The 13,276-nt window shown below is 50.1% G+C and carries 12 protein-coding genes; all 12 read left to right on the forward strand.

The features are described 5' to 3' along the window. Positions 1-202 precede the first annotated feature (202 nt). The 12 genes from lspA (at position 203) to pyrE (ending at position 13,172) form a co-directional block, all read left to right on the forward strand. Positions 203-679: a signal peptidase II gene (gene lspA / locus FQV30_RS06370; protein WP_146499260.1), complete on the forward strand. Its 477-nt coding sequence runs from the start codon at positions 203-205 to the stop codon at positions 677-679. Further along, positions 679-1,590 (forward strand): RluA family pseudouridine synthase, encoded by a 912-nt coding sequence (locus FQV30_RS06375; RefSeq protein WP_146499261.1) that lies wholly within the window; start codon positions 679-681, stop codon positions 1,588-1,590. The genes lspA and FQV30_RS06375 overlap by 1 nt, the downstream gene beginning before the upstream one ends. A 188-nt stretch (positions 1,591-1,778) precedes the next feature. Next, entirely contained in the window at positions 1,779-2,318 is a 540-nt protein-coding gene (gene pyrR, locus FQV30_RS06380; protein ID WP_146499262.1) for a bifunctional pyr operon transcriptional regulator/uracil phosphoribosyltransferase PyrR, read from the forward strand. Positions 2,319-2,343: 25 nt separating this feature from the next. Then, a complete protein-coding gene (locus FQV30_RS06385) occupies positions 2,344-3,630 on the forward strand; it encodes a uracil-xanthine permease family protein (protein ID WP_146499263.1) in 1,287 nt (428 codons plus the stop codon). Between the two features lie 124 nt (positions 3,631-3,754). Next, entirely contained in the window at positions 3,755-4,624 is an 870-nt protein-coding gene (locus FQV30_RS06390; protein ID WP_146499264.1) for an aspartate carbamoyltransferase catalytic subunit, read from the forward strand. A 2-nt stretch (positions 4,625-4,626) separates the two neighbouring features. Then, positions 4,627-5,904 (forward strand): dihydroorotase, encoded by a 1,278-nt coding sequence (locus FQV30_RS06395; RefSeq protein ID WP_146499265.1) that lies wholly within the window; start codon positions 4,627-4,629, stop codon positions 5,902-5,904. Continuing rightward, positions 5,904-6,998, forward strand: a complete 1,095-nt coding sequence (locus tag FQV30_RS06400; protein WP_146499266.1) for a carbamoyl phosphate synthase small subunit — start codon at positions 5,904-5,906, stop codon at positions 6,996-6,998. Before FQV30_RS06395 ends, FQV30_RS06400 begins: the two co-directional genes overlap by 1 nt. Continuing rightward, complete coding sequence (carB, locus tag FQV30_RS06405; RefSeq protein ID WP_146499267.1) at positions 6,991-10,179, forward strand: carbamoyl-phosphate synthase large subunit; 3,189 nt, start codon at positions 6,991-6,993, stop codon at positions 10,177-10,179. The genes FQV30_RS06400 and carB overlap by 8 nt, the downstream gene beginning before the upstream one ends. Then, positions 10,176-10,943, forward strand: a complete 768-nt coding sequence (locus FQV30_RS06410; protein ID WP_146499268.1) for a dihydroorotate dehydrogenase electron transfer subunit — start codon at positions 10,176-10,178, stop codon at positions 10,941-10,943. The genes carB and FQV30_RS06410 overlap by 4 nt, the downstream gene beginning before the upstream one ends. Next, entirely contained in the window at positions 10,940-11,854 is a 915-nt protein-coding gene (locus tag FQV30_RS06415; protein ID WP_146499269.1) for a dihydroorotate dehydrogenase, read from the forward strand. Before FQV30_RS06410 ends, FQV30_RS06415 begins: the two co-directional genes overlap by 4 nt. Beyond that, positions 11,851-12,540: an orotidine-5'-phosphate decarboxylase gene (pyrF, locus tag FQV30_RS06420; RefSeq protein WP_146499270.1), complete on the forward strand. Its 690-nt coding sequence runs from the start codon at positions 11,851-11,853 to the stop codon at positions 12,538-12,540. Before FQV30_RS06415 ends, pyrF begins: the two co-directional genes overlap by 4 nt. After that, entirely contained in the window at positions 12,537-13,172 is a 636-nt protein-coding gene (gene pyrE, locus FQV30_RS06425) for an orotate phosphoribosyltransferase (RefSeq protein WP_146499271.1), read from the forward strand. The genes pyrF and pyrE overlap by 4 nt, the downstream gene beginning before the upstream one ends. The last annotated feature ends 104 nt before the right edge of the window (positions 13,173-13,276 follow it).

Raw genomic sequence — 13,276 nt, forward strand, 5'->3', positions numbered from 1 at the left:
TCTTTCGCAACTGATTTTTGCAAACTAGCCTTGCCGGCCTGGAAAGTGAAACCCCCCTGGAACAAACTCTTCAGTTCAATGATATGTAGTCCAACTTATCCACTTGTCGATTCAACTTAGTATAGGGAGCTCTTCGAGGTGCTTACTCTTTCACCCGGTATGTGTTAAAATGGAGTGACTGATGAATTGACGGAGGATACACATGTTTATTTATTATGGGATTGCTTTGCTGATCGTGGCGATTGATCAGTGGACGAAATGGTTGGTTATGAAAAATATGGAGTTGGGTGAGCGCATTATTTTGGCGGACCCTTACTTGGCCTGGCTGTCGCACCGGAACCGCGGGGCAGCATGGGGAATGCTTGAAGGGCAGATGTGGCTGTTTGGAATCATTACCGTTGCGGTGATTATCGGCATCCTGTATTATTTCCACAAGCATGCACAAGGAAAGCCTTTGTTTCAGCTGAGTTTAATGGTGATTCTCGGCGGGGCGATCGGAAATTTCATCGATCGCATGTTGCGCGGAGAAGTGGTGGACTTTGTAGACGTGCTTATACCGGTCATCAATTATGAATTCCCGATTTTCAACGTGGCGGATGCTGCTTTGACTGTCGGAGTGGTTCTCATGATCATTTTTATCATTTATGACGAAAAACAAGAAAAGAAAAAGGTGTCTTAATGGAAGATTTAACAATAGAAATTACAGAAGAAATGGCTGGAGAACGGATCGACAAAGCAGTTTCTTCGATTGATGAAGACTGGTCGCGCTCGCAGATCCAAAACTGGGTCAGAGAAGGCGCAGTGAAAGTGAATGGCGAGACCGTGAAACCGAATTATAAGGTGCGGTTGGAGGATGTCATTATCGTTACGCCTCCTGTTCTAGAAGAATTGGATGTTGTAGCTGAGAATTTATATTTGGATGTAGTTTATGAAGACCAGGATGTTTTGGTCGTCAACAAACCGAAAGGGATGGTTGTCCATCCGGCGCCCGGACATTCTACCGGTACGCTGGTGAATGGCTTGATGCATCATTGCACTGATCTTTCTGGCATCAATGGCATTGTGCGCCCAGGAATTGTCCATCGTATCGATAAAGATACTTCCGGCCTTTTGATGGTTGCCAAAAATGATGCCGCGCACACATCGCTTGTTGACCAATTGGTGAAAAAGACCGTTACCCGTAAATATGTCGCTTTGGTACATGGACATATTCCGCATGACAAAGGCACAATTGACGCACCAATTGCGCGCGATCCGAAAGAACGCCAAAACATGTCTGTTGTCGATAAAGGCAAGCACGCAGTTACGCATTTCCGCGTCTTGGAACGTTTCGGCAATTTCACGCTTGTGGAATGCCGTCTTGAAACGGGCCGCACGCATCAAATCCGTGTCCATATGAAGTATATCGGTTTTCCGCTTGTCGGCGATCCGAAGTATGGACCGAAGAAAACGATGGATATCGGCGGGCAGGCGTTGCATGCGGAAGTGATCGGCTTCAATCACCCGCGCACCGGCGAATATATGGAATTTTCGGCGGAGCCGCCGGAAGAGTTTTCGGAGCTTCTGGAATCTGTTCGGAAAAAAGATTGACAAACGGCTGGACCCATAGATATACTAAGAACAACTAAACGAATACATCAACACCTTTAAGACAGTCCAGAGAGGCTGAGAAGGTATTTACGCAAGCCGGAAGTCTGTCTTCCGAGCCTTATTTTCTGCGCATAAAACCTCTTGCCCTCTGGCAAGAGGTTTTTTATTTTGCAGAAGGAGTGGAACCCATGGTTGAAAAAGCAGACATTCTGGATGACAAGGCTGTAGCAAGGGCCATCACCCGAATCGCCCACGAAATTATCGAACGCAATAAAGGAATCGACGATTGCATCCTGGTCGGAATTAAAACAAGAGGCGCGTTCATCGCAAAACGCCTTGCTGAAAAAATAGAGAAAATCGAAGGCAAGCCGATCATGACCGGGGAGCTTGACATCACCCTATACAGGGATGATTTAAGCGTCAAAAACAAAAACGAGGAACCTCTTGTCCAACAAGTGGACATTGCGCATAACATCAAAAACAAGAAAGTGGTTCTGGTCGATGATGTGTTGTACACAGGCAGAACCGTCCGAGCTGCGATGGATGCGGTCATGGATCTTGGCCGGCCAGCGCAAATCCAGCTGGCTGTCCTCATTGACCGGGGGCATCGGGAATTGCCGATCCGCGCTGATTATGTCGGAAAAAACATACCGACATCAAGCGATGAGCGCATCGTCGTCAAAATGCAGGAAAGCGATGGAAGAGACCAGGTAGCTATACACGAATAGAGAGAGAGAATGGAGCGAACACCCAGTGAATGAAACAGTATTGGACGTACAAGACAAACCAAAAGCGGGGCAATGGATTTCGTTAAGCCTGCAGCACATGTTCGCCATGTTCGGCGCGACGATCCTTGTGCCGCAGCTTGTAGGCTTGAGCCCTGCAATCGCTTTATTGACAAGCGGCATTGCAACTTTGATCTTCATCTTAATCACCCAGTTTAAAGTGCCGGCATATCTCGGATCATCATTCGCCTTTATCGTGCCGATCACTATCGCAACCGAGACGGGGGGAATCGGATCTGCCATGATCGGTGCCATGTTCGTCTCGCTTGTATACGCAATCGTCTCGCTGGTCATCTGGAAAACAGGCTATCAGTGGCTGATGCGCTTGCTGCCGCCGATTGTGGTCGGCCCTGTCATCATCGTGATCGGGTTGGCATTGTCGGGAACAGCGGTGGACATGGCGATGAACATTACGGTGGATGGAGCGAAACAGTACAGCTTGATGCACTTTTCCGCGGCGCTTGTTACACTGCTGACAGCCATCATCTGCACCATCTATTTCAAAAACATTATCAGCTTGATGCCGGTCCTGATCGGTATTATCGTCGGATACATCTACTCAGCGCTGGTCGGCATCATCGACTTTGCGCCGATCACAGCAGCAAAATGGATCGCAGCTCCGGACTTCTTGATACCTGGCGTCGATTATTCATTCCAGGTCACGCCAACCTTGCTCTTCGTCATGGTGCCGATTGCAATCGTCACTATTTCAGAACATATCGGCCACCAGCTTGTACTTGGAAAAGTAGTAGAGCGCAATTACATAAAAGATCCCGGGCTTCACCGCTCGATTCTTGGCGACGGCCTTGGGACTTTCATATCCTCTTTAGTCGGAGGGCCGCCGAAAACAACATACGGCGAGAATATCGGAGTGCTTGCCATTACACGGGTCTACAGCATTTACGTAATCATCGGCGCTGCCATCTTCGCCATCTTGTTTTCTTTCTTAGGCAAGCTGATGGCGGTAATCGCCACAATTCCAACCGCTGTCCTTGGCGGGATCTCAATCCTGCTTTTCGGAATCATCGCTTCATCGGGCTTGCGGATGCTGGTTGACAACAACATCAACTTCGGCGACAAACGCAATCTGGTCATTGCATCGGTCATCCTGGTCATCGGGATCGGCGGAGCAAAAATCGAATTCAGCGAAACGTTCCAAATCGAAGGCATGGCTCTCGCAGCCATTATCGGAGTCCTTCTTAACCTGGTATTGCCGGGGCGCAACAAAAATGAATTAGACGACGGAACTAAATAATACACCTTTTAATGAATTGTCCAGAGAGGCATGGAAAGGGATGGATGAGGGCGCAACCTGCCCTTATTTCCTTACACCTTCCTGCCTCGGGGAAGGTGTTTTTTTATGGAAAGGGTGGATCAACATGCCAAACTTAGTGGCGATGAACGACTTAGACAACAAGACAATCATGCATCTGCTCGAACGGGCGGCAGAATATCAGCGCGGTGAACGAACACCTGTGGCCGGAACGGTCGTCAATTTGTTTTTTGAACCAAGTACGCGAACAAAGATGAGTTTTGAAATGGCAGAGCATAAAATGGGGCTTACGGTCCTTCAGTTCGACACCGCCTTTTCAAGCGTATTAAAAGGAGAAACATTGTATGATACCGTGAAAACGCTCGAAGCCATCGGAGTAAGCGGTGTGGTCATCCGCCACGAGGAAGAGGAATACTACAAGGAACTGGAAAACTGCAAGCTCTCCGTCATCAACGGCGGAGATGGATCAGGCCAGCATCCGACCCAATCGCTGCTCGATTTGTTCACCATCTATGAGGAGTTCGGAAGAATCGAAGGCCTACACATCACCATCGTCGGTGATATCGCACATAGCCGCGTTGCAAAATCCAATGCAGCAGCGCTGAAAAATCTGGGCGCACAAGTTTCGTTTGTCTGCCCGGAAGTATGGAGCGGCGACTATGAGACTTCGGAAAACATAGACGATTTTATCGAACATACGGATGTTGTCATGCTTCTGCGTGTTCAGCACGAACGCCATGCAGTGTCTGCACTATTTTCAAAAGAACGGTACCATGAGCAATTCGGTTTGACGGAAAAGCGCGAGCGTAAAATGAAACCATCAGCTATCATCATGCACCCGGCACCAATCAACCGTGGAGTGGAAATCGCCGACAGCCTGGTGGAATGTGAACGTTCACGGATTTTCAAACAAATGGAAAACGGCGTGTTTGTCCGGATGGCAGTACTTGAATATGCATTGAAAGGGAGAGAATAAGAATGAACTTATTTATCAAAAATGTAAACATGCTGAAAAACGGAGAATTGGCTCCGACGAACATACGGATCGCAAACGGCCAAATCGAAGGTATCGGCATTGGGCTCTCCCCGCAAGGAGAACAAGAAATTGACGGCAACGGCCGGATGATCGCACCGGGGTTTGTAGACGTTCACGTGCATTTGCGTGAGCCAGGCGGCGAGCAAAAAGAAACAATCGAAAGCGGAACAAGGTCGGCGGCGAAAGGCGGCTACACCACAATATGCGCGATGCCGAACACACGGCCGGTGCCGGATACTATTGAGAATCTGGGACGCGTCAACGCTCTGATTGAAAAAAATGCGCTTATCCGGGTATTGCCGTACGCTTCCATTACTATCCGGGAAGCAGGAAAAGAACGGACAAACTTGACCGAGTTGAAAGAACATGGCGCATTCGCATTTACGGATGACGGAGTCGGCATCCAGCAAGCCGGCATGATGTATGAAACAATGCAGGATGCAGCAAAACTTGATATGACAGTCGTGGCACATTGTGAAGACAACTCGTTGATCTACGACGGCGTCATGCACGAAGGCAAACGCAGTGCGGAACTGGGGCTGAAAGGGATTCCTTCCATCGCAGAATCGGTACATATTGCGCGCGACATTTTGCTGGCAGAAGCTGCAGGCGCCCATTACCATGTCTGCCATATCAGCACAAAAGAATCGGTCCGGGTGGTCCGGGATGCAAAGCGCGCAGGCATACGGGTAACGACGGAAGTTTGCCCGCACCATCTTTTGCTAAGCGAAGACGACATTCCCGGAGATGACGCAAATTGGAAAATGAACCCGCCGCTCCGTTCAAAAGAAGACGTTGAAGCGCTTCATGAAGGCTTGCTTGACGGCACGATTGACTTTATCGTCACCGACCATGCGCCGCACACGCTGGAAGAAAAATCGAACGGCATGAACAAAGCACCATTTGGAATTGTCGGATTGGAAACAGCATTCCCACTGCTTTACACACATTATGTGGAAACCGGAAAATGGACACTTCAGCAAGTGATCGACTGGATGACGGTCAAGCCGAGCGAAACATTCAACTTGCCTTATGGGAAAATCGAAAAAGGGCAGACAGCGGACCTGGTATTGCTTGATCTGGAAAAGGAGCAGGAAATCAAAGTGGAAGACTTCCTATCAAAAGGGAAGAACACGCCATTCGGCGGCTGGAATTGCAAAGGCTGGCCGGTGATGACGATATTTGGTGGACAAATAGTATGGCAGGAGGAGACAAACTAATGAAACGTTATTTGATCTTAGAAGACGGAACGGTATTTGAAGGAACGGCATTCGGCAGCGAACAAGCATCAGTAGGTGAAATCGTCTTCAACACGAGCATGACCGGATACCAGGAAATCTTATCCGATCCTTCCTACTGCGGACAGATCGTTACGATGACTTATCCGTTGATCGGCAATTACGGCATCAATAGCGACGATTTCGAATCCATCTCTCCTGCAGTGAAAGGGCTGGTTGTGCGTGAACTGGCCGAGTTCCCTTCCAATTTCAGAAGCAACTCGACGCTTGATGAGCTTTTTAAAACGAAAAAAATTCCGGGGATTTCAGATATCGATACACGGAAGTTGACCCGCTTGATCCGTTCAAAAGGCGCCATCAAAGGAATTTTGACGGCAGCGGGGGAAGAAGTGGATGTTCAAGAAGTGGTGCAGAAACTGGCGGAGGTCGAAATGCCGAGAGACCAAGTGGCACAAGTTTCCACCGCACGCCCTTATCCGAGCCCGGGCCGCGGGAAACGCGTTGTCTTGATCGACTACGGCATGAAGCATGGCATCTTGCGCGAACTGAACAACCGCGACTGCGACGTGATTGTGGTGCCTTATAACACAACTTCAAAAGAGATTTTGGCGTGGGGGCCGGACGGCGTCATGCTGTCGAACGGTCCTGGAGATCCGAAAGACGTAGAAGAATGCGTTCAAGTTGTTCGGGAACTTCTTGGAGAAGTGCCGGTTTTCGGTATTTGCTTAGGGCATCAATTGTTCGCACGCGCATGCGGTGCGGAAACTTACAAATTGAAGTTCGGCCACCGCGGCGGAAACCATCCGGTGACAGATTTGACGACAGGCCGCGTGGAAATCACTTCGCAAAACCACGGCTACTCGGTGGACGAAAACACACTGCAAGGAACACGCTTGGAAGTTACACATACAGCATTGAATGATAGCACCATCGAAGGATTGAAGCATATCGATTACCCGGCTTTCACAGTCCAGTACCATCCGGAATCCTCGCCTGGACCGGAAGATTCAAACTACCTATTTGACCGCTTTATCGAAATGATGAGCGCAAACCGAAAGGAGCAGCAATATGCCTAAAAGACAAGACATCCAAACTATACTCGTTATCGGTTCAGGACCGATCATCATCGGGCAAGCTGCCGAATTTGACTATGCAGGGACGCAAGCATGCTTGGCGTTGAAAGAGGAAGGCTACCGAGTCGTATTGATCAACTCGAATCCTGCGACGATCATGACCGATACGGAAATTGCCGATAAAGTATACATCGAGCCGATCACATTGGAATTTGTCAGCCGTATCCTCCGCAAAGAACGCCCGGATGCCTTGCTGCCGACGCTAGGCGGTCAAACAGGTTTGAACATGGCGATTGAGCTGCACGAATCGGGCATCCTGGATGAACTGGGAATCGAAATTCTTGGGACGAAGCTGGAAGCGATCCACAAAGCGGAAGACCGGGACTTGTTCCGGACTTTGATGAACGAGCTTGGTGAACCGGTGCCGCCGTCAGACATCATCCACAACATGGAAGAAGCGAAAGCATTTGTTGCCCGCATCGGCTACCCGGTAATTGTGCGCCCAGCGTTTACGCTTGGCGGAACAGGCGGAGGCATTTGCCATAATGATACTGACCTTCAGGAAATCGTAACAAGCGGCTTGAAATACAGCCCGGTAACACAGTGCTTGTTGGAAAAATCGATCGCCGGCTTCAAGGAGATTGAATATGAAGTGATGCGCGACGCCAACGATACGGCAATTGTTGTCTGCAACATGGAGAACATCGACCCGGTGGGCATCCATACAGGGGATTCAATAGTCGTAGCGCCAAGCCAGACCTTGTCAGACCGGGAATACCAAATGCTGCGCAATGTTTCGTTGAAAATTATCCGCGCATTGAAAATCGAAGGCGGCTGCAACGTCCAATTGGCTCTTGACCCGAACAGCTTCAACTACTTCATTATTGAAGTGAATCCGCGTGTCAGCCGTTCGTCAGCGCTTGCGTCAAAAGCGACAGGCTATCCGATCGCCAAGCTTGCTGCAAAAATCGCAGTAGGGCTGACGCTCGATGAAATGATCAACCCGGTAACCGGGCGCACTTACGCTGCTTTCGAACCTGCGCTTGATTATGTAGTAGCGAAAATACCGCGTTGGCCATTTGACAAGTTCGAATCGGCGAAACGCAATTTGGGCACGCAAATGAAGGCGACTGGCGAAGTTATGGCGATGGGCCGCAACTTCGAAGAGGCGATCTTGAAAGCGGTCCGTTCTTTGGAAACTGGCCAGTATCATCTGGAGCTGAAAAATGCAGACGCAATGAGCGACGAATGGATTGAAAAACGCATCCGCCGCGCTGGCGATGAGCGGCTGTTCTTTATCGGCGAAGCGCTGCGCCGCGGTGTAACGATTGAAACCATCCATGACTGGAGCCAGATCGACTTGTTCTTCTTGATGAAGTTCCAGAACATCGTACAATACGAAGCGGTGCTAGCAGCAAATCCATTCGATTTTGCAACTGCGAAAAAAGCGAAGCGCATCGGCTTTGCGGACCGCACTATCGCGAGGCTATGGAATGTGTCGGAACAGGAAATATACAACTGGCGCAAAGAGCAGAAACTGATGCCGGTTTACAAAATGGTGGATACGTGCGCAGCTGAATTTGAATCGGAAACGCCATACTTCTACGGTACGTACGAAGAAGAAAACGAATCAATCCGCACGGACAAAGAAAGTGTCATCGTCTTGGGATCCGGCCCTATCCGTATCGGGCAAGGGGTGGAATTCGACTATGCCACAGTGCATTCAGTATGGGCCATCAAAGAAGCGGGCTATGAAGCCATCATCATCAACAACAACCCGGAAACCGTATCTACGGACTTCTCGATTTCCGACAAATTGTACTTCGAGCCATTGACGATCGAAGACGTCATGCACATCGTGGACTTGGAACAGCCGAAAGGCGTAGTGGTCCAGTTCGGCGGGCAGACAGCGATCAACTTGGCAGAAAAATTAGAGCAAAACGGCGTGAAGATTCTAGGTACATCACTGGAAGATATCGACCGCGCGGAAAACCGCAACAAATTCGAAGCAGCCCTGCATGAAATCGGCATTCCGCAGCCGCTTGGAAAAACAGCGACCAATGCGGAAGAAGCGGCAGCAATCGCTGAAGAAATCGGTTATCCGGTACTTGTCCGCCCTTCATATGTCCTAGGCGGGCGTGCAATGGAGATTGTCTACAAAGAAAAAGATCTGCGCTATTACATGGAACACGCAGTGGAAGCAAGCCCGGAACATCCGGTGCTCGTAGACCGGTATTTGACAGGGATCGAGCTGGAAGTGGATGCCATCTCTGACGGGGAAAATGTCCTCATTCCCGGAATCATGGAGCACATCGAGCGCGCAGGCGTCCATTCGGGCGACTCCATCGCGGTTTATCCGACACAGAACATTTCGCAGGAGCAGCTGGATACGCTTGTTGATTACACGACACGCCTTGCTAAAGGATTGAATGTTATCGGTCTTCTGAATATCCAATATGTCATTTCCAAAGGCGAAGTTTTTGTTATCGAAGTGAATCCACGGTCGAGCCGGACGGTTCCGTTCATGAGCAAGATCACCAACATTCCGATGGCCAATATCGCGACAAAAGCGATTCTCGGGAAAAGCATTATCGAGCAAGGATTCACGCCTGGTCTTGCGCCGCTGTCAAAAGGCGTCTATGTGAAGGTTCCGGTGTTCTCTTTTGCAAAATTAAGAAGAGTGGACATCACGCTTGGGCCGGAAATGAAATCGACCGGTGAAGTCATGGGGAAAGACATCACGCTCGAAAAAGCATTGTATAAAGGTTTGGCTGCTGCAGGCATGGAAGTGAAAGACCACGGCTGCGTGCTGATGACCATTTCAGACAAAGATAAAGAAGAAGCGGTTGGCTTGGCGAAGCGCTTCAAAGCGATCGGCTATCACATCATGGCAACAGAGGGCACGGCGAAAACGCTGAAACAAGCAGGAATCAGGGTGACGCAAATCGGCAAAATCGGGGCGGAAGGCAAAACCTTGCTTGATGTTATCCAAAACGGCGAGGCCCAAATCATCATCAACACATTAACAAAAGGGAAACAGCCGGAAAGAGATGGTTTCCGCATACGCCGCGAGTCGGTTGAAAACGGCATTCCATGCATGACATCACTTGACACGGCCCAGGCGATGCTGCGCGTTATCGAATCGATGACATTCTCGGCAGAAGAAATGGGTGCTGGCGTATGATCCGCCAAGAGCGCATGCAAGTTGTAGAGCAGAAGCAAATCGCCCGCCATATTTTTGAACTGACAGTTCAAGGCGGGTTGACCGCCGAGATGACAGCGCCGGGGCAATTTGTGCACGTGCGGGTGGCGGATAGTTATGAGCCGCTGCTGCGCCGTCCGATTTCAGTCGCGGCCATCAATCCGGAACTCCAGCGGTTCACGATGATCTACCGTGCTGAAGGGCGGGGCACAAGTCTGCTTTCTGAAAAGAAACCCGGAGACACGCTCGATGTCCTTGGTCCGCTCGGCAATGGATTTCCGGTCGGGCAAGCGGAGGAAAAAGCATACCTGATCGGCGGAGGCATTGGAGTTCCGCCCCTGTACGAACTGGCCAAGCAGCTGAATGAAAAAGGCATCCAAACAGTCCATATTTTAGGGTTTGAAAGCAAGCAGGCGGTTTTCTATGAAGAGAAATTCAAAGAACTCGGCGATACGCATATTGCGACAGTCGATGGCAGCCACGGCACTCAAGGGTTTGTGACGCATATCTTGAACGAGCTGCCGAAGGACTTCGATACGTATTTCAGCTGTGGGCCGACGCCGATGCTAGAAGCGGTCCAGTGGGCATTTCCTGAAAAGCGCGGTTTCTTGTCTTATGAACAGCGGATGGGCTGCGGCATCGGTGCATGTTTTGCCTGCGTCTGCCGCACGACGAAAAGTGAAACGGATTATATCAAAGTTTGTTCCGACGGACCGGTATTTCCAGCGGGAGTGGTGATTGCATGACCAATTTAACAGTGAATTTACCAGGGCTAAACCTAAAAAATCCAATCATGCCGGCATCCGGCTGTTTCGGATTCGGCAAAGAATATGCGCAATTATACGATTTGTCCGAGCTTGGTGCCATCATGATCAAAGCGGCGACTGTCGAAATGCGCCTCGGCAATCCGACGCCGCGGGTAGCGGAAACGGCAGCCGGCATGCTGAATGCCATCGGCCTCCAAAACCCGGGGCTTGCAAAAGTAGCCGGCGAGGAATTGCCATGGCTAGAAAGGTTTGATGTGCCGATTATTGCAAACGTTGCGGGCACAACGACCGAAGATTACGTGGAAGTGGCAAAGGAAATTTCCAAAGCGCCGAACGTCCACGCGCTGGAAATCAATATTTCATGCCCGAATGTCAAACAAGGCGGAATTACATTCGGCACAGATCCTTTGGTCGCTCAGGAATTGACGCGCGCAGTAAAAGACGTATCATCGGTACCGGTATATATCAAGTTGTCACCGAACGTTACGGATATCGTCTCAATCGCAAAAGCGGTGGAAGAAGGCGGAGCAGATGGCATTACGATGATCAACACGTTGCTTGGCATGCGTCTGGATCCAAAAACCGGCCGTCCGATCATCGCGAACATCACCGGAGGATTGTCCGGTCCCGCCATCAAGCCGGTTGCACTTCGCATGGTATATGAAGTTCGCAAACAAACCGATTTGCCGATCATCGGCATGGGCGGAGTTGCAACAGTCGAGGATGCTATCGACTTCTTATCGGCAGGCGCAAACGCTGTAGCGGTCGGGACTGCGAATTTCGTCAATCCGTTTGTCTGCCCGGAAATCATCGCGCAGCTGCCGGAGAAATTGCATGAACTAGGATTCGAATCAGTAGAAGAATTGGTCGGAAGGAGCCACCGCCTGTGAGTAAACCCATCATTGCTTTGGATTTCCCCTCAAAAACAGAAGTGGAACAATTCCTGGCCCATTACGAAGAGCCGTTGTTCTTGAAAGTCGGCATGGAACTTTATTTTCAAGAAGGGCCTGAATTGGTCCGATACATAAAATCGCTGGGCCACAGTGTGTTTTTGGATTTGAAACTGCATGATATCCCGAATACGGTGGAATCAGCAATGCGTGGACTGGCGAAACTGGGTGTGGACTTGGTCAACGTCCATGCGGCGGGAGGCCTGGAGATGATGAAAGCCGCCAAGCGAGGCCTTGCAGGCAGCGAAACGAAACTGATTGCAGTCACACAGTTAACGTCGACGAGCGAAGAACAAATGCACAGCGACCAGCTGATTCCGGTAAGCTTAGAGGAATCGGTGCTTCACTATGCGAAAATGGCAAAACAAGCAGGGCTCGATGGGGTTGTATGTTCAGTGCTCGAGGCGGAAGCCATCGGGGTGGAATGCGGAGAAGATTTCCTGCGGGTCACGCCGGGCATCCGGCCGGCAAACGTGTCAGCCGACGACCAAAAACGCGTCGCCACACCGGAGCAAGCACGGCAAAAAGGCTCGACCCATATTGTTGTGGGGCGGGCAATCACGAAAAGTGAAGATCCAGCAGAAAGCTATAAGCAAATCAAAAACGAATGGAGCGATGCCGAATGAAAAGAGAAATAGCGAAGCACTTACTGAGCATTGGAGCGGTGGAACTCCGGCCGCAAGAGCCATTCACTTGGGCATCTGGCATCAAGTCGCCAATCTACTGCGACAACCGCTTGACAATGTCATACCCGGCAGTGCGCCAAGAAATCGCCAAAGGCTTGGCCCAATTGATCAAGCAGTATTACGGAGAGTGCGAAGTGGTTGCAGGAACCGCCACAGCCGGCATTCCCCATGCTGCATGGGTGAGCGATCTTCTGGATTTGCCGATGGTCTATGTGCGTTCAAAAGCGAAAGAGCACGGGCAGGGCAATATGATCGAAGGCAAAGTGGTTGCAGGGCAGAAAGTGGTCGTCGTTGAAGATTTGATTTCGAAAGGCGGGTCGGTTTTGCAGGCAGCCCAAGCGCTGAAAGCTGCCGGATTTGACGTGCTTGGCATCGTTGCCATTTTCACATACGATTTGCCGCAATCGGTCGAAGCCATTACGGAAGCGGGCTTCATGTTCCACACGTTGACGGATTTCCCGTCGCTTGTCGAAGAAGCAATCAGTACAGGAGCCATCCGCGAAGAAGACATGCCAATGCTTGCTGATTGGCATGAGGGTTTGAAGGCGGGTACGTTGAAAAACGAATCGTAAAAAAGTTCAGCTTGTATAGAAAAAACACATGGCCATCATAGGCCATGTGTTTTGAGCTTGTAGACAAAAGAACAGTTCTCTTTTAAAAGGAATAAACATACAGA

Source organism: Planomicrobium sp. CPCC 101110 (genome assembly GCF_007859395.1).
GTDB lineage: Bacteria > Bacillota > Bacilli > Bacillales_A > Planococcaceae > Planococcus.

Coding starts and splice junctions, on each gene's coding strand:
- lspA (WP_146499260.1), top strand. CDS start 203: ATGTTTATTTATTATGGGATTGCTTTGCTGATCGTGGCGATTGATCAG.
- FQV30_RS06375 (WP_146499261.1), top strand. CDS start 679: ATGGAAGATTTAACAATAGAAATTACAGAAGAAATGGCTGGAGAACGG.
- pyrR (WP_146499262.1), top strand. CDS start 1,779: ATGGTTGAAAAAGCAGACATTCTGGATGACAAGGCTGTAGCAAGGGCC.
- FQV30_RS06390 (WP_146499264.1), top strand. CDS start 3,755: ATGCCAAACTTAGTGGCGATGAACGACTTAGACAACAAGACAATCATG.
- FQV30_RS06395 (WP_146499265.1), top strand. CDS start 4,627: ATGAACTTATTTATCAAAAATGTAAACATGCTGAAAAACGGAGAATTG.
- FQV30_RS06400 (WP_146499266.1), top strand. CDS start 5,904: ATGAAACGTTATTTGATCTTAGAAGACGGAACGGTATTTGAAGGAACG.
- carB (WP_146499267.1), top strand. CDS start 6,991: ATGCCTAAAAGACAAGACATCCAAACTATACTCGTTATCGGTTCAGGA.
- FQV30_RS06410 (WP_146499268.1), top strand. CDS start 10,176: ATGATCCGCCAAGAGCGCATGCAAGTTGTAGAGCAGAAGCAAATCGCC.
- FQV30_RS06415 (WP_146499269.1), top strand. CDS start 10,940: ATGACCAATTTAACAGTGAATTTACCAGGGCTAAACCTAAAAAATCCA.
- pyrE (WP_146499271.1), top strand. CDS start 12,537: ATGAAAAGAGAAATAGCGAAGCACTTACTGAGCATTGGAGCGGTGGAA.